The sequence below is a fragment of the Turicibacter sp. HGF1 genome (assembly GCF_000191865.1).
Taxonomy (GTDB): Bacteria; Bacillota_I; Bacilli_A; order MOL361; family Turicibacteraceae; genus Turicibacter; species Turicibacter sanguinis.
In genome coordinates, this window is the sequence record NZ_AEXQ01000100.1 from 1 (window position 1) to 20,943 (window position 20,943).

Genomic DNA, 20,943 nt, shown 5'->3' on the forward strand with positions numbered 1-20,943 from the left:
TTTAAGTCCTTCTACCAACCCTATAAAATGATCGCCTCTTTGTTCAAAGTTTTGATATTGATCCCAACTTGCACAAGCTGGAGCGAATAAAACAATATCACCTGCTATAGCCTGCTCATAGGCATCTTCAACTGCTTGATCTAAATGATCATAGACAGTACATGGCATTAAATGCTCATCTGCTAATGCTTTAAATCGATGCTTTGTCTCTCCATAGGTCACAATCGATTTGATTTTATTGAAATATGGGACTAATCCACTTAAATCATGACCTCGATCTAATCCACCAGCAATTAAAATGATAGGGCTATCAAAGGCTTTTAATGCCGTTTGCGTTGCAATAATATTAGTTGCTTTAGAATTATTATAATACTTAACTCCCCTAATCTCACCAACAAATTGAAGACGATGTTTAACGCCAGCAAATCGTTTTAAAACCGTTCGAATAGCTTCTAAATCACATCCATATAAGAGACTAACTGCAACTGCACCTAAAACATCTTGAAGATTATGATCTCCTTTTAATAAAATATCTTTAACATCTATAATCCATTCTTCTTTAAAATAAACTGCTCCCTCTAAAATATAAGCACCCTCTACTTTCTCTGATAAAGAAAACGGAATACAAGTGGCCTTTGTTTGTTTAATCCCTTCCACAATCACATCATCTTCACTATTATAAACACAATAATCATCACTTGTTTGATTTTTAATTAAATTTAATTTGGCTTGTCGATACTCATCAAGATTCAAATGATAATCTAAATGTGCTTCTGTGATATTTAACAACAATGAAATACGTGGTCTAAATAAAGGCATTCCCATTAATTGAAAAGACGAAAGTTCCGTCACTAAAACTTGATTTGCCTGAGCAACTTTAGCAACCTCTGTTGCGACTTCTCCAATATTTCCAGCAATTAATGGATTTAACGTACTTTCTTTTAACATTTCATAGATAAGGGTTGTCGTCGTCGTTTTACCGTTTGTTCCCGTAATACCGATAAACGGTGCTTCACAAATTTCAAAAGCTAACTCAACTTCCGTGATAATCGGAATCTTTAATTCTTGAGCACGTTTTAGAAGGGGCACTTTTAGGTAAGGGATTCCCGGATTCTTAACAATTAAATCAAAATCTCGATCTAACAATTCTAATGGATGACCACCTGTTATCACTTCGAATCCTTCTGCTACCATTTCTTTTGCATCTTCATTTTCACTAAGTGGCGTTCGATCATTAATCACAACCTCAGCGTTTAACTCTTTAAGCATTCGAGCCGCTGCTTTCCCACTTTTTGCTAACCCCATCACAAGAACTCGTTTATTTACATAGCTATTTATTTTATTCATATCAAATCTTCCTTTTATTAAAAGATAAGCCATCTATATTAGATGGCAATGATTAATCCTAAAATCGCACAGATGAAACCAAAAGCCCAGAGGAAAGTCACAACTTTCCACTCTCCCCATCCGCATAATTCAAAATGGTGATGAATTGGAGCCATTTTAAATAATCTTTTCTTTGTGCGTTTGAAATAGGCAACTTGAAGAATAACTGATAAAGTTTCCATAACATAAACTAAACCAATAATAACAAGAATTAATTCTTGCTTTAATAAAATCGAAACAGCTGCAATAGCTGCCCCTAGTGCTAATGAACCAGTATCACCCATAAACACTTTAGCAGGATTTAAGTTAAACACTAAAAACCCAAGTAAGGCTCCTACCACTGTAAAACAGAATAATGCAATATCCGTTTGTTGTTGAGCTAACGCAATCATTCCAAAAGCTCCGAATGAAATAACACTAACTCCACCACATAATCCATCTAATCCATCTGTCAGATTGACGGCATTTGAAAAACCAACCATCCAGAATAAAATAAATAATCCATAAATCCAGTATAAATTTAAGTCAAATAAATTAAAGAACGAAATTGTTGTTGGATACCCATTTCTTAAGTATAAATAGAAAAATACTGCTGCTAGAACAAGCTGTGCAAATAATTTTTGCTTTGGTTTCAACCCTTCGTTATTTTTACGAACGACAATAATAAAATCATCAACAAAACCAATAGCTCCAAATCCTACTAATGTTAAGAGTAGCATGATTAATTGATGACTCATTGTGGCATAGCCCGTAACAAATACCGTTACTAATACCGTCACAACAATTGAAGTCATAAAAATAATTCCACCCATCGTTGGCGTTCCCGATTTTTTACGATGAGACTTTGGACCTTCTTCACGAATGGCCTGTCCAAATTTTAAACGTCGTAAAAAAGGAATAAAAAATGGACCTATAATCGTCGCGATGAAAAACGAAACGATTAATACAAATAAAATTGATTTTAACATGTTAAATACCCCTTTTTCTAATCACTTCTTCAACGACTATTTTATCATTAAATGGAACAATTTTACCATTAATATTTTGCGTTTTTTCATGTCCCTTTCCTAAAATAACAACAAAGTCATTTGGTTTTGCTTTTTTTAAGGCTGCCTCAATTGCTTTTTCACGATCGACAATGACGGTATAATTAACACTACTCGTTCCTGATAACAAATCATAAATAATACTTAATGGATCTTCATTACGTGGATTATCACTAGTAAAGAAGACATGATCCGATAAATAAGTGGCGTGACGGCCCATAATTTTTCGTTTAGCTTTATCGCGATTTCCACCTGCCCCTAGCACCGTAATAATATTTCCTGTCGAAATAACATTTAAGCAAGATAACACTTGAAAAATAGCATCCGGATTATGGGCATAATCAATCACAACAGTGACCCCAGAAGGTGCCTGAATATACTCAAATCTTCCTTCAATGACTGAAACATTCTCAATAAATGGGACAATTTGTTCCGGGGCGTAACCTAATGAATAAAAATAAGCTAAGACAGATAACACATTATATACATTATACTTTCCAAATAAAGGGATTGTCATTTGACAGATAAACTGACCTTTTACATACAATGAAAAATTTGTTCTTTCTAAACTATACTCAATGTCTTTTGCAAAAATATCTGCTTTTGCTTGACATCCATAAGTTAATATCTTGCTATTTGTTACACTAATAAAGGATGAGGCATGCTCATCATCACAATTTATAATTGCCATTTTTTTATCATCATAATCACTAAATTGAATAAACGGTCGCATCTTTGTAAATAAATAATCTTCAAACGTTTTATGATAATCTAAATGTTCTTCTGTAATATTCGTAAAAATTAAGCGATCGAAGTCCAACTGATCCACTCTATTTTCTTTTATCCCATGAGAAGAAACCTCCATCACAACATATGGGAGGTTATGCCGAACCCCTTCTTGAAGCAACTCATTCAAATCTGGACTTAAAGGCGTGGTACGAGACGCTTTTTTCTTTTGTCCCACCCACGAACCATTCGTTCCGATTAAGCCACTATCAATGCCTAAACATTCAAAAACATGTTGAATTAAATACGTAATGGTTGTTTTTCCATTGGTTCCTATTACCCCTACTAAATTCATATTTTTAGATGGCTCACCATAAAACTTAGACGAAATAATAGCCAACGCTTTTTTTGTATTAAACACCTCAAAATATAAACACGCTGGATTTAAAGACTCTTCTCCAACAACTGCAATAGCACCATTACGAACTGCATCTTCAATATATTGATGCCCATCACTATCTTGCCCTTTGATAGCGAAAAACACACTTCCTTTCGTTACCTGCCGTGAATCATACACTAAATTTTTAATTTCCTGATTCTCATGTTCTAACGTATATCCTAACAGTTCACTCATCTGTTTTAAATCCATCCTCATTCATCCTTTCCTCAATTATTATTCACCTAAATATAATCGAATAGTTCCGCCCTCTATCGTTCTAGTGTATGCTTCGGGTTGCTGTGAAATGACTTTTGTTCCTTCTCCATAATATTCAATATTATATAAATATGATGTTTCGATATTTTTCTTTTCTTGTCCTACAAAATCTGGAATTGTTACATACTGAGTATCCAGCCAGTTATATTTCTTTTCAATCTGTTCTTCTCTTGGTTCTACCCCAATATAGGGTAGTGCTTCAGCTAAAATAGAACGTGCAATTGGAGCAGCCACAACCCCTCCATATTGAATCGTATTTTTAGGATTATCAATCGCCACATAAACAACTAACTGAGGATCATCCATTGGAGCAATTCCAACAAATGACAAAATATATTCCCCGCTAACGTAGGCCCCATTTCGAGCTTTTTGAGCCGTTCCGGTTTTTCCACCTACACGATAACCATCAATATAAGCTCCTTTACCACTACCTTGTGCGCCAACCATTTCAAGTGCATATCTCATTGTATCTGATGTTTCCTGTGAAATAACTTGTCTTTTAATCGTTGGCTGACGCTCATATAAAATTTCATTTGTATAAGGGTGAATCATACGTTTCACGATATAAGGTTGCATCAAATTCCCACCATTAACTGCTGCACTGACCGCTGTTACTAACTGAATTGGCGTGACAGAGTTCCCTTGTCCAAATGAAGAAGTTGCTAACTCAACATTTCCAATATTATCAGGATTAAAAATAATCCCTTGTGATTCTCCAAGCATATCAACCCCCGTTTTTTCATTGAATCCATATGCTTTTATATATTCAAATAATTTCTCTTTACCAAGTCTCATTCCGAGTTCAATGAATCCCGGGTTACAAGAATTCATAATGACTTCAAGCATCGATTGATCGCCATGACCCCCTGCTTTCCAGTCACGTATTCTGACACCATCAACCATTGCATATCCGGGATCAAAGAATCGATCTTCAAGAGTCATCACCCCTTCTTCTAGGGCTGCTGAGAACGTTACAATTTTAAATGTTGAACCTGGTTCATACGTTGACCAAATCGGTAAGTTACGATTAAAAATCTCTTGATCATAGTCCTGATAATTTTCTGGTTCATATGTTGGACGTGACGATAAAGCCAAAATCTCTCCTGTTTTCGGATCCATAATAATCCCAATCATTTGATCTGGATCATATTTTGCCACAGCATTATCAAATTCTCGATCAAGAATTTGTTGTAAATGCAAATCAATCGTCAATTCAATATCTAATCCACGAGATGCAGGGGAATAAGAATCTGAAAACTGTGGAAGTGGATTCCCTTTTGCATCTGAAAAGTATTGCCAAACCCCATTAGCTCCCATTAAATAATCATTATAAACATACTCAAGTCCTGTAATTCCTTGATTATCAATTCCTGTAAATCCAATGGTTTGAGCGAGCAAACTTCCATATGGATAACTACGTTTGACATCATTAACTAAGTAAACCCCATCTAAATTCGCTTCCTGAATCGCAACCACTTGCTCGTTTGATAACTTTCTTCCTTCTGGTTGAATTCTTTCGACTGAAACTCGGTGCGTGACATGTCGATTAGCCTCTTCAACCGACACACCTAATATTTCAGCTAATACCTCAGAAGTATGCTCAACATCTGTTACCTGCCTTGGAATAACAATCACAGATGGCGCTACTTCATTACCAACAATCACTTCGTGATTACGATCATAAATAATTCCTCTTTGTCCTTCTATCGGTAAATTTCGTGACCAAAGTTCTTCTGCTTTTTGTACCAATTCATTTGAGTCAAAAATTTGCAAGTAACCAAGTCGAATAAATAATGCTATAAAATAAATTAGTACAATTGATAAAAAGATAAGTAATCGTCGTTGTATGACTCCTGCTTGTTTCATCCATTGCTCCCCCTTCATGTAAAATTTAATATGACAATTATGATCACTTTGAACCTACATAATAACTATATGAGTCTTTTTCTTAGTAAATACGTAATCGTCTCTACACATTACTTTTTTATTCAACTTTATTACAATTCTATTTAATTTATGCAGAATTTAAATAAAAAAAAGCCTAATAACGCTATTCAAAGCGTTATTAGGCTAAAATTTAGTCATTTACTGGTTCATTTTCTTGAGATATTTCTATCTCGGCAGAAGAATCTTCAGATTCGTTTTCTTCATGCGCCTCTTCTGTCACATTTTGAGATGGGGTTTTCGTCAACTCAATCACAATCTCAGTAGTAGACTGAATCTTTTGTTCAGGAGCTAATGATTGCGATGTCACAAATCCTTCTCCATTAAAGGTAACCTTTAATGAAGCTAATTCAGCAAAACGAACGACTTCATCTTTCGTCCAACCTTCAAAATTAGGTAATTCATATGTTTTACCTGTTTGTAAAAAGACTTTACTCCCACTCACCACTATATTTCCTGCTGAAGGAGATTGTGCAAAAACTTGATTTCCTGATCCAATCACAATCGGTTGCAAACCAGCCTCAATCAAACGTTGACTGGCCACTTCAACATTTTGATTAATGTATTGATTCACTTCAACATTTTGATAGACATCTTCAATGTTTGAAATAGGTGTTTTTTCTGCTCCTAAATACGTTAATCCTGTTTGCATGACGTAACGGTAAATTTGTCCAAGTTGGTCGTGTCCACCTGTTTCAGGTCTTGACATGGCCACATACATCACAAGCTCTGGATCATCTGCAGGTGCAAATCCGATATAACTATACAAATATTCATTAGCAAGATATCCATTAGCACCATCCGCAATCTGAGCCGTTCCGGTTTTCCCACCACTTGTAAAACCATCTAAACTATAAGCAAGACGTCCTGAACCATCTTCCTCGGCTACAACACCAACCATCAAATCTTTTACTTGTTTTGCCGTTTGTGCCGTAATAGGATTATCTAGCTTAATCGGCTCAAATTGATAAACATCTTTTTCCTGATTAGGATCATAAACACGTTCAATCAGTTGAGGTTGAATTAACTGTCCTTCATTTAAAATAGCTGTAATGGCCTGAATATGTTGAATCGGAGTCGTTAAAATCCCTTGACCAAATCCAGCTGTTATTTTTTGTGTCACATCCCAATCAGTCGGTAATGTTCCTGCTGATTCACTTGGTAAGGGTAATCCTACTTGACTTCCAAAACCGAATTTTTCAAGATATTCAATATTCGTCTCAGGCGTAATTCCATTCGTTAAAAGATCGATAATTGCCGTATTTGACGAACGATAGAACCCCTGATCGTAGGTAATCGTCCCCCAAGTCTGGGTCCAATCTCGTATAGTAGAACCATTCACTAAGCGTGATCCCGATTGAAAGTACTGACTTCCATTATATTTTCCTTCATTAATAGCAGCAGCATAGGTATAAATCTTCATCGTCGATCCCGGTTCAAATGGATCAGAGATCACTGGATTATTATAATTTTCAATATCTCTTATATTAGGATCAAAACTTGAACGGCTTCCCATTGCCAAAATCTCTCCTGTTTTAGGATTAGCGACAACGGCAACTAAACTCTGTGGATTCGCACTTTCCCAAACATTATCCATGGCTTCTTCTAATAAGGTTTGAATCGTCGAATCAAGTGTTAAATAGATATCTAAGCCATCACTTGCCTCTTCTAATACAAATTCTTCTTTATTTGGTTGAACATATCCCTTTTTATCTCTTAAATATTGAATACGTCCATTTTTTCCTTGCAAATACTCATCAAAGTACGACTCAATTCCCATCTCGCCTTCAAGGACACGATTGACTTCATCCCACTTCGTATATCCAAGCGTATGAGAGGCAAACATCCCATTAGGATAAAACCGTTTGATGTTTTCCGTAAACTTAATCCCTTTTAAATTCATCTGTTCTATTTTTTCTTTTTCTAAATAGGTTAATTGACGACCGGCATTTCCAAATTCAACCTGTTTTCGATCTTTAGATAAAATTTCTTTTATTTCAGCTGCTGATAAATCGATGACCGTACTTAACTTATTAGCCGTATCATCAATATCTTCTACCACATCTCCATAACCTTCATATAGGTTAGCATATAAGGTATATGACGTTAACTGTTCTGCTAAAGCAACACCACTACGATCATAAATGGTTCCACGTTTACCCTGCACTTGTTCTTCAGCTAAATAGACATTAAGCGCATACTGATATAAATCATGACCTTTTTTCTCACCCGTGAGTGCCATCTCGATAAAATGATAGGCAATGGATAAAAAAAAGACCAAGAAGAAAGCTGTTATAATGACTAGCATCTTTCTTCCTGTGTGATTGAGTCGTCTTTCTTTTTTCATACTAATCATCCTCACCATACATTTGCTTCTTGATTTATTTCTATGAGGATTTTACTCTCCAATGTTTACAATGTTATTATAAGTCGAAAGTCCATTTTGTTTGGCAATTTCCATAGCACGTGAATAAGTTGAAAGTTCCGCAATTTTTGAATACAATTCTTCATTCACAACAATCTGGTTCGAAATTTTTAATTTTAACGCCTCTGTTTCATAATGAATTTGAGTCATTTGAGCGTCTAAATAGAGTCTCCCAGCAATCAAACAAAAAGCTCCAACTCCTGTTAAAATTGCTAAATTAGTAAAATTGTATAAACTTTTTTTCTTACGTTTAACGACTGTTCTTTTGACGTGTTGCGATGAATGCGAAACCTCAATTTGTTCTAATTGCTTAACCGCAGTATTCATGATTTCTCTTCCCCCTTATTCTACTTCATTTTCATAGCTACCCTTAATTTTGCTGAATGAGAACGATTATTTTCCGTTAACTCTGTTTCATCTGCCACAATTGGTTTGCGAGTAATTAATTTAAATTCTGGCTGGAATTCTTGTGGAATAACTGGCAATCCTCTTGGAAGATCTTTTGCTTCACTTCGTTCTTTAAACATATGTTTACAAATACGATCTTCTAAAGAATGGAAGGTAATAACAGCCACTCGCCCTTCAACATTTAACATATCCATGGCATCTTTTAATGCCTTTTCAAATACTTTCAATTCATCATTTACCGCAATACGTAATGCTTGGAAGGTACGTTTAGCAGGATGACCACCTTTTCGTCTTGCCGGCGCTGGAATCGCAGATTTGATAATTTCTACTAACTCAAAAGTCGTTTCAATCGGTTGTTTTTCGCGATAACGTTCAATGGCACGTGCAATTTGTTTTGAAAATTTTTCATCGCTATAAACACGGAAAATATATTCTAAATTTTTATATTCCCACTCATTGACAATCTCATATGCTGATAATTCAGCCTCTTGATCCATACGCATATCTAACTTCGCATCATGATTATAACTAAATCCACGTTCAGGTGTATCAAACTGTGGCGATGATACGCCTAAATCAAAAATAATACCATCTATTTTCATTACCCCACGTGCATTTAATTCTTCTTTCAAATGAACAAAATTACTTTTAATAATTGTAAAATTGTCTCCAATTTCTTTTAAACGTTTCGTTGCATTCTCAATTGCAAATGAATCTTGATCAAATGAATACAGATGTCCTGTAGTTAATCTTTTTAAGATTTCACTACTATGTCCGCCACCACCTAAGGTGCAATCAACATAAATACCATCTTCTTTTATCTCTAAATTCTCAATTGATTCACGAAGTAAAACTGAGTAGTGATTAAACATGGTTGTAACCTCCTATAAATCAAATCCTATATTTTCGGCAATATCTAAAATAGAATCTACAGAGAAATCAAAATATTGCGTCCATTTTTCTTTCTCCCAAATTTCAATTCGATTTGAGACGCCAATGATAACACAATCTTTACTAAGCCCTGCATAATTCATTAAGGGTGTTGATAGATTAATTCTTCCCTGTTTATCAAATTCACATTCACACGCACCAGAAAGAAAAAAGCGTGAAAATTGGCGGGCATCTTTACGATTAACAGGTAACCCATTCACTTTTTCAAGCAATATCTTCCATTCCTCTATCGGATAAATAAATAGACATTGGTCAATCCCTCTAGTAATAACACAACATTCGTTTAACTGCTCTCTAAACTTAGCAGGCATAATCAAACGACCCTTAGCATCTATACTATGATGAAACTCACCAATAAACATTTATATTCACCACTTATCTCCACAATCTCTATCTAACTATCCACATTTCACCATTAATTATACATTATCTAAGGTTGATTTAAAACAAAATTAAAAATTTTTTAAGGAAAAAGTTCTATAATATTTCCTTTTTTCATATAATAAAGTTTTTCTTTTGATATTTCCAAAAAATAACGCTACTTTATCGTTTAATCTGTCATTTTTTGTTTTATTTTCTCACATTAAAAAGCTATCTCTTGTTTCGAGATAGCTTCTTTATTTTATTCTTCCTCATGTTCCATTTCTTGAATAATATCATTGTATTGTTGGATTAAGTCTAAGAAAATTTCCCAAACCTCATCACGACCTTCATGAGTTTCTGAAGAGTAAGCCACAAAAACATCATCTTGATCAAATCCAAGCGTCTCCTTAATGAGTTTTTCTTGTTTTTTATACTGACTACGGTTCACTTTATCCTTTTTCGTTCCAATCACAACACTTGGGATTTCATAGTATTTGTATAACTGATACATTGCAATATCTTCCGCTGTTGGTTTATGACGATAATCCACCAATAAAACACCTAAGATTAATTCATCACGTTCAACTAAATATTCTTCAATCATACGTCCAAATGACTCTTTTAACGAGCGATTCACTTTGGCGTAACCGTATCCCGGAACATCAACTAAATACATCATATCATTAATGTTATAGAAATTTAATGTTTGAGTTTTCCCTGGACGGCTTGAAACACGTGCTAAGTGTTTACGATTTGTCAGTGAATTGATAAATGAGGATTTTCCAACATTCGAACGTCCTGCAAAAATCATTTCTGGTAATCCATCTGTTGGATAATGTTCCGCTTTGACACAACTTTTTATATATTCTGCTTTTGTTATATGCATATTCTCAACACCTTATCGTAACGCATGCTGTAAAACTTCATCTATCGTTGAAACAGGAATAAACGTCATTTGTCTTTTTACGCTTTGCGGTATTTCATCTAAATCTTTTTCATTATCTTTTGGCATAATGATAGTTGTTAATCCTGCTCGATGAGCTGAAATTGATTTTTCTTTTAATCCACCTATTGGTAAAACACGACCTCTGAGTGTCACTTCTCCTGTCATTCCCACTTCGCGTTTTACAAATTTTTGACTTAAAGCAGAGACTAACGCTGTAACCATGGTCACCCCTGCAGATGGGCCATCTTTCGGAGTTGCTCCTTCTGGCACATGAATATGAATGTCATGATCTTTAAATAAATCTGGGTCAATGCCATACTTTTTAGCATTTGCACGAACAAAACTAATCGCAGCCTGCCCTGATTCTTTCATAACATCACCTAGTTTACCTGTTAAAACCATTTTGCCCGTCCCTTTATAATATGTGACTTCAACAGGTAAAATATCTCCTCCAAATTGAGTATACGCAAGTCCTGTCACGACACCAATTTGATCTTCTGTTTCAATCAATCCATGTGTATATTTATGTTTTCCTAATAGCTCAACAAGCATAGAAGAATCCACATGTAATGATTCTACTTTTTCGGCTAATAATTTTCTAGCAACTTTTCGACAAATAGAGCCAATTTGGCGTTCTAACTGACGCACACCAGCTTCTCGAGTATAATATTGAATTAACTCTAAAATCACCGCTTCATCAATCGAAAGCTGTTCCTTCGTTAAGCCATGAGCCTCTAACTGTCTCTGTAGCAAATAACGTTTCGCAATTTCCGTTTTTTCCTGTTCTGTATAACTATCTACATGAATCATATCCATACGGTCACGAAGTGGTGCCGGAATATTTTCTAAATAGTTAGCTGTTGCAATAAACAAGACATTTGATAAATCATATTCTTCTTCTAAGTAATGATCACTAAAATGACTGTTTTGTTCAGGATCTAAAACCTCAAGCATCGCAGAAGCCGGATCTCCTTTATAATCACTCGCCATCTTATCAATTTCATCTAACAAGAAGACTGGATTTGTCGTTCCCGCTTTCTTCATCGCTTGAATCATTCGCCCTGGTAATGCTCCTAAATAAGTACGGCGATGTCCTCTAATTTCAGATTCATCCTTAACACCACCAAGTGATATCTTGACAAATTTTCGTCCTAAAGCATCTGCAATCGATTTTGCAAGTGATGTTTTCCCAACCCCAGGAGGTCCAACTAAACATAAAATAGTCGAAGGATTTTTACCTGTCATCGTTTTAACCGCTAAATATTCTAAAATGCGATCTTTAACTTTTTCTAATCCAAAATGTTGATTATTTAAAGTTTCTTCTGCAAATAAAATATCTGTATTATCGGTTGTTTGAATCGACCATGGTAGAGCTAGAATCCACTCAATATACGTTCTAACCACACCTGATTCACTTGAATTAGAGGGTAACATTTCAAAGCGTCGAATCTCCTCTAAAGCCTTAGCTTTAACTGCTTCAGGAACTCCTAATGCTTCTAACTTTTCTCTGAATTCTTGACTGACCGCCTCTTTTGAGTAATCATCACCTAATTCTTTTTGGATTGCTTTTGCTTTTTCTCGTAAATAAAATTCTTTTTGATGAGCATCTACCGAACGTTTAACTTCTTGATTAATTTTCATTTCAAGATCAGCGATGTATTTTTCTTTCTCGATATCTTTTAATAATAAGGTTAAACGCTCCTCAACATTTGTTTCTTGAAGATATTTTACCTTTTCTTCTTCTGATATACGTAAATAGAAGGCAACAATATCCGTTGCTTGATCTGCATTCGTTGCACTCTCAACCAATTCTTTTACATCATTTGGATGAACAAATAAAGAACTTCCATGTTCAACAACCGCTTCTTTTAATAGACGCATAATCGCGATTTCTTGTTCTTCTTGTAAAGGAGTTGATGGCATCGTCTGAACTGTCGCCATGAAATAAGGCTCTAACTGAGTATATTCTTGTATTTCAACTCGTGTTAAAGTATTAAACTTTACTTTATAATGTCCATTTGGTAACTTAATTTTCATCGTTACCTTGGCAATTGTTCCGTATTGGAGTAAATCTTCACTTTGCGGAACTTCCACATTTGGATCAACTTGTGAAACTAAAATAACATAGTTTGAGTATTCTTCACAAACCTCTAACGCTTCGATTGATTGTGGACGTCCAATTTCTAAACGAATTTCTGTATTAGGTAAAGAAATCACACCTCTCACAGGTAACACTGGAAGTGTATGTGTCTCCACACTGTTTACATCTATTCTCATTTCCACTCACCTCACTAGTACTTTGCATACGACGTATCATGCTACATATCACAATATCGGATTGTGTCTGTCTTTGTTTGCTTTTCATGTTTATCATGGACGGACAGTTTCATTGATATAGAAAAGGAAGCGATTCGCTTCCCATTCTCTACTACTATTATAACATAAAAAACTTTTGATATTTTATACGAAATAAAATAATTACTTCTTCCTTCATTAAGCAACGCCATCTTTAAAGATAAGTGTTGGTTTTGTATTATCAACAATAACATCACGTGTGATGATACATTTTTCAATATTCTCAGTTGAAGGAATCTCAAACATTACATCTGTCATGATAGATTCGATTATAGAACGAAGTCCACGTGCACCTGTTTTACGTTCAACGGCTTTTTCAGCAATGGCTGTAATAGCTCCTTCGTCAAACACCAGTTCCACATTATCCATTTTAAAGATTTTTTCATATTGCTTCGTTAATGCATTTTTAGGTTCTGTTAAAATACGAATTAAATCCTCTACTTCTAACGGATTTAAGGCACCAATAATTGGGAAACGACCGATAAATTCTGGAATCAAACCAAATTTCAATAGGTCATCTGGCTGAATATGAGCATAAATTTCTTTTTTAGTTAAATTATTAGCTTTAGAATCAGCACCAAATCCAATAACTTTTTTACCAATACGACGTTTAACCACTTCTTCAATACCAGCGAAAGCCCCACCTGCCATGAATAAAATGTTCGTTGTATCAATTTGAATAAATTCTTGATTTGGATGTTTACGCCCACCTTGTGGCGGTACATTAGCAACAGATCCTTCTAAAATTTTTAATAAAGCTTGCTGTACGCCTTCTCCAGATACATCACGTGTAATGGATGGATTATCTGAACGACGTGCAATTTTATCAATCTCATCAATGTAGATAATCCCTCTTTGGGCCTTTTCAACATTGAAATCAGCTGCTTGTAACAGTCGAAGTAAGATATTTTCAACATCTTCTCCTACGTATCCTGCCTCAGTTAATGAGGTTGCATCTGCAATAGCAAATGGAACATCTAATACCTTAGCTAACGTTTGAGCTAATAATGTCTTTCCACTTCCAGTTGATCCAAGTAATAAAATATTACTTTTTGAAATTTCAACACCATCACTATCATCTTGATTAGATGTTAAACGCTTATAATGATTGTAAACCGCAACCGCAAGAACTTTCTTAACATCTTCTTGACCAATCACATACTCGTTTAATAAATCAAAAATTTCTTTTGGTTTCGGTAATGTTTTAAACTCTTCACATAATTCATCTGACTGCTCATTTTCAATAATCTCTGAACACATCTGGATACATTCATCACAGATATACACACCAGGCCCCGCAATAATTTTGTTTACTTCGTCATGGCTTTTACCACAGAACGAACACGTAATATCGATGTTATTCATTCTTTACACCTCCATATACAGATAACTGATATCATCCATGTATTAGTATATATATTCAGTAGCATTGCATTTTATTAACGTCGTTTTTAGACATTTTTTGCAAATGCTTAAATTGCACAAAATGAGGCACGAAGGATACGCGCCTCATTAAGTACTATCTATTACTATAGACTGTTATTATTTGCAAATTGCTTTTTCAACGATGAAATCAACAGCTTTTTGTACTTTTAAATCTTCTTTTAACATGGCTAAGCTTGGTAACGCAGCTTTTAACTCTTGAACGTCACGTCCATAAGCTCCTGCAATTTCAACTAATTTAGCATCTACTTCTTCTTCTGTTACATCGATGTTTTCAGCTTTAACGATTGCTTCTAATGTTAAGTTATAGCTTAAACGTTTTTCAGCTTCTGGACGTAATTGTGCTTTGAATCCTTCTAAATCAGTTCCAGTGAATTGGAAGTATAAATCTAAGTTGAATCCTTGCATTTGGAAACGTTGTTCTGCTTCTTTAACCATTTGCGCCACTTCAGCATCGATCATTTCAACTGGAATGTCAAATTTAGCATTTTCAGTTGCTTTTTCTACAACTGTATCAATCACGTGATTACGTGCTGCTGTTTCTTTACGTTCTTTGATTACTTTTTCTAAATCAGCTTTTAACTCTTCAACTGTTTCGATTCCGTCACGATCTAAATCTTTAACGAATTCATCATCTAATTGTGGTAATTCACGAGTTTTCACTTCATGAACTTTTACTTTAAATGTTGCTTCAGCTCCAGCTAAATCTGCTGAATGATAAGCTTCAGGGAATGTAACGTTGATTTCTTTTTCTTCACCAGCAGTCATTCCGATTAATTGTTCTTCAAATCCTGGGATGAAAGAGTTAGATCCGATAACTAATGGATGGTTTTCCCCTTTTCCACCTTCGAATGCTACACCATCTTTAAATCCTTCATAATCGATAACAGCTGTATCTCCATTTTCTACTGCTCCATCTTTTACAACGATTTCAGCTTGACGTTCTAATAACCCGTTTAATTCTGATTGAACATCTTCTTCAGTTACGTCAGTTGATAATTTTTCAACTTCGATTCCTGCATATTGTCCTAATTCAACTTCTGGTTTAACTACAACAGTTGCTGATGCAATTAACTCTTGCCCTTTACCGATTTGTTCGATATCCCAAGATGGCGCAGCAACAGGTGCAATATTTGTTTCTTGAATTGCTTGCATATATGCTCCTGGTAATACAACCTCTAATGCATCTTCATATAATGCTTCTACACCAAATTTTTGTTCGAACATTTGACGTGGCATTTTCCCTTTACGGAATCCTGGTACTGCTAAATTTTTAGATACTTTTTTGAATGCTGTATCTAATGCTTTATCAAATGATTCTGCAGAAATAGTCATCGTTAATTTTACTTTATTTGTTTCTACTGTTTCAACTTTAACTGCCATAATGTATACCTCCATCTATTAACCTTGCGTTTACATCTTTGTAACAACTTTTAAATTATAACATAGGCTTTTCCTAATTTCTACATTAATGATGATAAACTTAGTATATACTGACTCAATTTACAAGTTGTGTAATTTATTATAGAGCTATTCGTCGAACTTAAATCATCTCTTGCTAAAAAATCGTCATTTTCTCCCATAATTAACGCTAATAACCGCTCGATGACAAGCGATAAATCTAGGGTTTCATAGTTAGGAAAACAAAACTGATAAAAGAGATTCACTTGTAAAGACAAAAGAACCTTAACCTCATCAAATAAGTCCATTTGTTCGATTATTTCATTCACTTGCTCTAATTTTTTATTAAATGGCATTAACGTCTGTAAATTAGTCAAAATCATTCCTTCAGATTCTCCTGAATCATTAGCCCGTGGCAAACTCCAATTCAATTCTTTTTTGGCTAACAACTCAAACAGAATCGTTTTCAAAATAGGAGAGGGTGCTTGTTCATAAAATGTGATTAAGGGTTGTTTAAAATAGCCTAATTCCTCATTTGAATATTGGGACAAATCCGAAAGAATTAACAAAGACTGTTCAAATGAACACCCTTCATTTAAGCGAACAACTTGTTTTTCAATGGATTGAACCCAATATTCTTCGTAAAATGTTTTAAGCTGAGCGATTAACTCCTGCAAATTTTTATAGGCAAAAACTGATAAGTTTTTTTTACAGTCCGCTTCTAGCTCAGTTAATAAAACATCATTCTGATCAAAATGATAAAGTAAAAAACGATGAGCAAGTATCGATAAGTCTCCTAAACCAACAGGCATTTGACTCAAAACGTCCTCAACACTATCAAACTCTTTTTTTATAAAATAACAGGTTAATAACTTTTTTTGAAGCAATTCCTTCCCTTGACTTGGATTCGATTGTTCAATAAAATCCTCAATCAGACAAATCGCTTGATCAATATATCCTTTATCAATCAATTCATCTGCCTTGTTTATTTTTTGTTCATAGTTTGTAGGAAAATCAATAACTCGAGACATGTTTCACCTCTGGATCTAGCATTTTTATTAATTATAATAAAAAAAGAACTACTAATGCAGTTCTCAAAATTTACTTTTTAATGGCATCCCGGGAGGGATTCGAACCCCCGACCGACGGCTTAGAAGGCCGTTGCTCTATCCTGCTGAGCTACCGAGACATGTTGTTGTTTTGTTGTTGTTTTCTACATTGACTATATTAAACCATTTCAACACTTTTGTAAATAACTTTTTGAATATTTTTATTAAGAAATTTTTTCCATTTAATCGTAACGAATCAAAAGATACTAAGGAATACTATAGTTAGAGTATGATCTTCCTACTGATACGGATTCTTTATTCCTCAACATAGAGTTTAGCTTTCAATCTATGAATGAGTATCTTAATTTTTTCCTAACTAACGTCTAAGGTCTAGTTTATCTTCCTCTTTATAAACAATTACGATTGTTAGATCATCTACAGACTCTCATCGAGATTTTAAACCTTATTGAAGGTTAACAAACACTTCATTTCCTCTTATCTCATTTCAAGGTTAAGAAAGAGGCTTAAAGATAAAAAGATTTATCATTTTTAAATCAGAGCCTTTTCCTACTTAATCAAGCGACTCGCTAAAAAAGGATTGCGCTATGAATCGCAATCCTTTTACTCTTGAATGAATTAAATTAGACTAAAGGTAATTCTTTATGATCAAGTAATTTACTTTCGACTCTGACACTTTGAATGTCGTATTCACCATAATGAATATTTTCAAGTTTTTGAACCCAAGCCCATCGATCATAAGGGAATAAGGAAATAATTTCCGAATGTTCTTCATAAAACTTTTCAAGGTACTCTCGACAAAACGCTTCTGATTCAAATGGTAAACTTACTTTAAGGTAGGAGCGTGTGTATTCTTCTACTTTATCAGTAACAAAATCTTCGAGTAACTGATTTTGTAAATGCAACTCATTTTCAGCCCAATCTGAAATTTTTTGTTTAACCCCAGCTTGTGACGCTAAAAATTCTTCTTCACTTACTATTTTATTTGATGCTGACTGCCAGTACATAATCATATAAAATCCCTCCAAATTATTTTTTGTGCTTTTTTCTTATGACACTCTACATCCCAACACATTGTCGTCCGACAAAATTCAGCTTTATTTTATTTTCGAATGTTTCAAGTGCTCTAAGAAAACGCTTTATATTCATAATATACGTTTAAAAAATTAAAAAATTCATCATTTTATCTTTTTTCTTGTACAAATTTCAAATAAAAATAATCATTGCTACGATTTTTCAATTTCCTTCTCCTTTAAACTTTGTAAATCAAAAAATCTTATTTTTAAAAATATATTTAGGAAAAATATTGAAATTTATAAAATTCATGCTATAATTAGTTTTGTAAAGCCAGTGTGGCGAAATTGGTAGACGCAGTGGACTCAAAATCCACCGGAGTTTACTCCTTGCCGGTTCGAATCCGGCCACTGGTACCAACAAGCCATTCATTCATTTAAATAGATTAGACAACCTACTACATGTAGGTTGTCTTTTTTTTGTTTCACTTTAAATGATTGAATTTTATTCCAAAAAGTGGTAAAATTATCAATCATGTTTTATATTCGTGGGGGGAAATATGAACTACTTGAAAAACTATTCTTTATTAGCAAGTTTAATCGTCTTAATTTATTTTTTTTACACCTCATTAATCTATCAAAACCAGCCCGAAACCCTTTCAGCGCCTAATCTTCCTTTATTCAGCAATCATGAAGTTAAAAAATCTACCATTATTATTGAAAGCTTTGGAAGAACAGGATGTCCTTATTGTACGATTTTAAAAGAAAATCTATATAAGGAACTGTTTCATCCTAATTCTGACCTCTTAGGCATTTCAGCAAGATACTATAATATAAAAAATAAAAAAATTAAAAGTTATTTTAATGAGTGGCTAGAAAAATTCAATCTTCCTGAAAATCTAAAAGGGGCCGTTCCCGCTACCATCGTTAATGGAACTTACTTACTTCTTGGTTATAACGAAGAATCTACCTCTTTTTACCTGAATATTTTAGATCAAATCTCAAACGGTGAAACAATTGAGGAAAATCCGGATCAATATTTGTTTTTAATCAAAGATGAATATCGTCATTCATTAACGACTCCAACCTATTATTTACACTCATCCTTTCTTCCATTAAATCTATCGCTTCTAACTTATTCAGTCTTACTTACTATTTATTCCTGTCGAAAACCCAAGTCGTTATTAAACTAAATCTATCTTAAAAAAGGTGAAGTCTAGCTATAGACTTCACCTTTTTAAAAGAATAGTTCACATAAAAGTAGATACGTAATACACATTTCAAAAATAGCACCAAAAATAAAAGCTTCAATTGTCATATTAATCACTCCAAGATTTCCTTTGCAATTTTACTTTTATTATTTGTCTTTTTTTTCTCTTTACTCTATAAATTGTTAGAATCTCTATTTTTTTTACTGAGAAACTAAAATCTTGTAAACATGATATTTTTCATTATCGAAAACTAGATAAGCTGAAACATATCCTAGCGTGTCATTGTGAGAACGCCCTAATATACGGTGAGTTAAAATCAAATCGCTACCTTGATCAAACATTTTACTCTCAATTGAATCCGCATCGCTAACATGTGCTACGATGCCCTGAATCGGTTCTTTTAACATTCCCTGTTCATCATAAATCACCTTTAAATATTCAGGTGATTTATCTTTTAAATTAATTAACCTTGTTTGTTCTGAATTTAAATTTTTGACCTCAACTTGGTATCGATCTAAATATTGAACTTGATACTTCATTTTTTCCTCATACATGTCACTACTAAAAGCTAAACAAAATTCATGATTATGATTGAGTAACAAGTAATACTTCAATTCATTTCCGGTTCCACCACTTAAAATATACACACCAATATCTAATTGTCCATCATGATTGAAATCTTCCACATGTATCCCGCCACCCATTCCACTTGAAGTTGGAATGGCGTAATAACGACGTTCTTTATCCTTTCCATTTTCAATCACTAACGTTATTTCATTAATAATTAAGTCATCATTATTTTTAATTCCCAATAAATAAATCGTTTCAGCAACTCCATCTCCGGATAAATCACTTTGATGTTTATCTAACTGGACAACAGTTTTGGTTCGATAATGATCCTGGCTAGAGCGGTAACCGCTAATTCCATATTCCATACTATCCCCTCACTTTGCCTGCTTACCTTTTTAGTATATGCCAATCCATTAGGAGTGAGACAGGTAACAGTTCAAAAATTTCAAACTAAACCCCAACCTTTAAACTTCTTCTTTCCATAAACAAAACATCTCTAAAGACGCCTTCTCTTGTTTTCCCCATCTTTTCGCGATATCCCACATATCTAAATCCACATTTTTGATGTAACCTAAGACTTGCTACATTTTCTGGAAATATACCTGAAATCAAACTCCAAATCCCATTTTGTTCAGATTCTGTAATTAAATAATTTAATAATTGCTCTCCAATCCCTTGTCCGATTACGTGTTGATCCAAATAAATACTGACTTCAGCGACGCCTTCAAAACAAGATCGCGAACTCGTTTGACTCAAGGCAGTCCATCCTATGACCTCTTCTCTTTCATTTAAGACCACAAACCGACAAAAGGGAAGATGGTTCGCGTCAAATCCTTCCCAAGTTGGGACATCCGATTCAAACGTACAATGATGAGAATCAATCCCCTGCTTATAAATAGCTCCTACTCTTTCATAGTGCTTTGGTTGCATGTTATGAATAGTAATTTGCATCATGAACTTCCCCCTTCTAGAT

At 34.2% G+C, this 20,943-nt stretch carries 17 protein-coding genes and 2 tRNA genes; 2 read left to right on the plus strand and 17 right to left on the minus strand.

Annotation, left to right across the window (positions count from 1 at the left end; all coding sequences use genetic code 11):
• The 15 genes from murD to HMPREF9402_RS10095 all read right to left on the minus strand — a co-directional run.
• The coding region (gene murD, locus HMPREF9402_RS10025; protein WP_009607282.1) for a UDP-N-acetylmuramoyl-L-alanine--D-glutamate ligase at positions 1–1,347 on the minus strand (1,347 nt) is incomplete at its 3' end.
• A gap of 38 nt (positions 1,348–1,385) precedes the next feature.
• Positions 1,386–2,354 carry a phospho-N-acetylmuramoyl-pentapeptide-transferase gene (gene mraY, locus HMPREF9402_RS10030; RefSeq protein WP_009607289.1) on the minus strand — a complete coding sequence of 323 codons (969 nt, stop codon included), beginning with the start codon at positions 2,352–2,354 and terminating at the stop codon, positions 1,386–1,388.
• A gap of 1 nt (position 2,355) precedes the next feature.
• Entirely contained in the window at positions 2,356–3,807 is a 1,452-nt protein-coding gene (locus tag HMPREF9402_RS10035) for a UDP-N-acetylmuramoyl-L-alanyl-D-glutamate--2,6-diaminopimelate ligase (RefSeq protein ID WP_009607284.1), read from the minus strand.
• A 24-nt stretch (positions 3,808–3,831) separates the two neighbouring features.
• Entirely contained in the window at positions 3,832–5,739 is a 1,908-nt protein-coding gene (locus HMPREF9402_RS10040; RefSeq protein WP_006785056.1) for a stage V sporulation protein D, read from the minus strand.
• A 211-nt stretch (positions 5,740–5,950) separates the two neighbouring features.
• Positions 5,951–8,164, minus strand: coding sequence for a penicillin-binding protein (locus HMPREF9402_RS10045; protein ID WP_009607283.1), 2,214 nt, complete (start codon positions 8,162–8,164; stop codon positions 5,951–5,953).
• Between the two features lie 51 nt (positions 8,165–8,215).
• A complete protein-coding gene (locus tag HMPREF9402_RS10050) occupies positions 8,216–8,569 on the minus strand; it encodes a hypothetical protein (protein WP_006785054.1) in 354 nt (117 codons plus the stop codon).
• A gap of 20 nt (positions 8,570–8,589) precedes the next feature.
• Complete coding sequence (rsmH, locus tag HMPREF9402_RS10055) at positions 8,590–9,522, minus strand: 16S rRNA (cytosine(1402)-N(4))-methyltransferase RsmH (protein WP_006785053.1); 933 nt, start codon at positions 9,520–9,522, stop codon at positions 8,590–8,592.
• A 12-nt stretch (positions 9,523–9,534) separates the two neighbouring features.
• Positions 9,535–9,963: a division/cell wall cluster transcriptional repressor MraZ gene (gene mraZ / locus HMPREF9402_RS10060; RefSeq protein ID WP_006785052.1), complete on the minus strand. Its 429-nt coding sequence runs from the start codon at positions 9,961–9,963 to the stop codon at positions 9,535–9,537.
• A 260-nt stretch (positions 9,964–10,223) separates the two neighbouring features.
• Positions 10,224–10,850 (minus strand): ribosome biogenesis GTP-binding protein YihA/YsxC, encoded by a 627-nt coding sequence (yihA, locus tag HMPREF9402_RS10065; protein ID WP_006785051.1) that lies wholly within the window; start codon positions 10,848–10,850, stop codon positions 10,224–10,226.
• Positions 10,851–10,862: 12 nt separating this feature from the next.
• The gene (lon, locus tag HMPREF9402_RS10070) at positions 10,863–13,187 is read right to left on the minus strand and encodes an endopeptidase La (protein ID WP_009607291.1); all 2,325 of its coding nucleotides are present in this window, start codon (positions 13,185–13,187) and stop codon (positions 10,863–10,865) included.
• A gap of 216 nt (positions 13,188–13,403) precedes the next feature.
• Positions 13,404–14,630: an ATP-dependent protease ATP-binding subunit ClpX gene (clpX, locus tag HMPREF9402_RS10075; RefSeq protein ID WP_006785049.1), complete on the minus strand. Its 1,227-nt coding sequence runs from the start codon at positions 14,628–14,630 to the stop codon at positions 13,404–13,406.
• 177 nt (positions 14,631–14,807) lie between these two features.
• Positions 14,808–16,091: a trigger factor gene (gene tig / locus HMPREF9402_RS10080; protein ID WP_006785048.1), complete on the minus strand. Its 1,284-nt coding sequence runs from the start codon at positions 16,089–16,091 to the stop codon at positions 14,808–14,810.
• An 80-nt stretch (positions 16,092–16,171) separates the two neighbouring features.
• A complete protein-coding gene (locus HMPREF9402_RS10085; RefSeq protein ID WP_006785047.1) occupies positions 16,172–17,140 on the minus strand; it encodes a hypothetical protein in 969 nt (322 codons plus the stop codon).
• Positions 17,141–17,221: 81 nt separating this feature from the next.
• Positions 17,222–17,298: transfer RNA gene (locus tag HMPREF9402_RS10090), tRNA-Arg, on the minus strand.
• A gap of 501 nt (positions 17,299–17,799) precedes the next feature.
• Positions 17,800–18,189: a hypothetical protein gene (locus HMPREF9402_RS10095; protein ID WP_006785046.1), complete on the minus strand. Its 390-nt coding sequence runs from the start codon at positions 18,187–18,189 to the stop codon at positions 17,800–17,802.
• A gap of 333 nt (positions 18,190–18,522) precedes the next feature.
• Here HMPREF9402_RS10095 and HMPREF9402_RS10100 point away from each other — a divergent pair.
• Positions 18,523–18,609 (plus strand) — tRNA-Leu (locus HMPREF9402_RS10100).
• A 140-nt stretch (positions 18,610–18,749) separates the two neighbouring features.
• A complete protein-coding gene (locus HMPREF9402_RS10105; protein WP_009607281.1) occupies positions 18,750–19,382 on the plus strand; it encodes a hypothetical protein in 633 nt (210 codons plus the stop codon).
• 218 nt (positions 19,383–19,600) lie between these two features.
• Here HMPREF9402_RS10105 and HMPREF9402_RS10110 read toward each other — a convergent pair whose 3' ends face one another.
• Together HMPREF9402_RS10110 and HMPREF9402_RS10115 are read right to left on the minus strand one after the other, a co-directional pair.
• Positions 19,601–20,335 (minus strand): hypothetical protein, encoded by a 735-nt coding sequence (locus HMPREF9402_RS10110; protein ID WP_009607286.1) that lies wholly within the window; start codon positions 20,333–20,335, stop codon positions 19,601–19,603.
• 85 nt (positions 20,336–20,420) lie between these two features.
• Positions 20,421–20,924 (minus strand): GNAT family N-acetyltransferase, encoded by a 504-nt coding sequence (locus tag HMPREF9402_RS10115; protein WP_009607290.1) that lies wholly within the window; start codon positions 20,922–20,924, stop codon positions 20,421–20,423.
• Positions 20,925–20,943 lie beyond the last annotated feature (19 nt).

Bases quoted from the DNA above. Each gene is read 5' to 3' on its own strand.
- mraY (WP_009607289.1), bottom strand. From the start codon at position 2,354: ATGTTAAAATCAATTTTATTTGTATTAATCGTTTCGTTTTTCATCGCG.
- HMPREF9402_RS10035 (WP_009607284.1), bottom strand. From the start codon at position 3,807: ATGGATTTAAAACAGATGAGTGAACTGTTAGGATATACGTTAGAACAT.
- HMPREF9402_RS10040 (WP_006785056.1), bottom strand. From the start codon at position 5,739: ATGAAACAAGCAGGAGTCATACAACGACGATTACTTATCTTTTTATCA.
- HMPREF9402_RS10045 (WP_009607283.1), bottom strand. From the start codon at position 8,164: ATGAAAAAAGAAAGACGACTCAATCACACAGGAAGAAAGATGCTAGTC.
- HMPREF9402_RS10050 (WP_006785054.1), bottom strand. From the start codon at position 8,569: ATGAATACTGCGGTTAAGCAATTAGAACAAATTGAGGTTTCGCATTCA.
- rsmH (WP_006785053.1), bottom strand. From the start codon at position 9,522: ATGTTTAATCACTACTCAGTTTTACTTCGTGAATCAATTGAGAATTTA.
- mraZ (WP_006785052.1), bottom strand. From the start codon at position 9,963: ATGTTTATTGGTGAGTTTCATCATAGTATAGATGCTAAGGGTCGTTTG.
- yihA (WP_006785051.1), bottom strand. From the start codon at position 10,850: ATGCATATAACAAAAGCAGAATATATAAAAAGTTGTGTCAAAGCGGAA.
- lon (WP_009607291.1), bottom strand. From the start codon at position 13,187: ATGAGAATAGATGTAAACAGTGTGGAGACACATACACTTCCAGTGTTA.
- clpX (WP_006785049.1), bottom strand. From the start codon at position 14,630: ATGAATAACATCGATATTACGTGTTCGTTCTGTGGTAAAAGCCATGAC.
- tig (WP_006785048.1), bottom strand. From the start codon at position 16,091: ATGGCAGTTAAAGTTGAAACAGTAGAAACAAATAAAGTAAAATTAACG.
- HMPREF9402_RS10085 (WP_006785047.1), bottom strand. From the start codon at position 17,140: ATGTCTCGAGTTATTGATTTTCCTACAAACTATGAACAAAAAATAAAC.
- HMPREF9402_RS10095 (WP_006785046.1), bottom strand. From the start codon at position 18,189: ATGATTATGTACTGGCAGTCAGCATCAAATAAAATAGTAAGTGAAGAA.
- HMPREF9402_RS10105 (WP_009607281.1), top strand. From the start codon at position 18,750: ATGAACTACTTGAAAAACTATTCTTTATTAGCAAGTTTAATCGTCTTA.
- HMPREF9402_RS10110 (WP_009607286.1), bottom strand. From the start codon at position 20,335: ATGGAATATGGAATTAGCGGTTACCGCTCTAGCCAGGATCATTATCGA.
- HMPREF9402_RS10115 (WP_009607290.1), bottom strand. From the start codon at position 20,924: ATGATGCAAATTACTATTCATAACATGCAACCAAAGCACTATGAAAGA.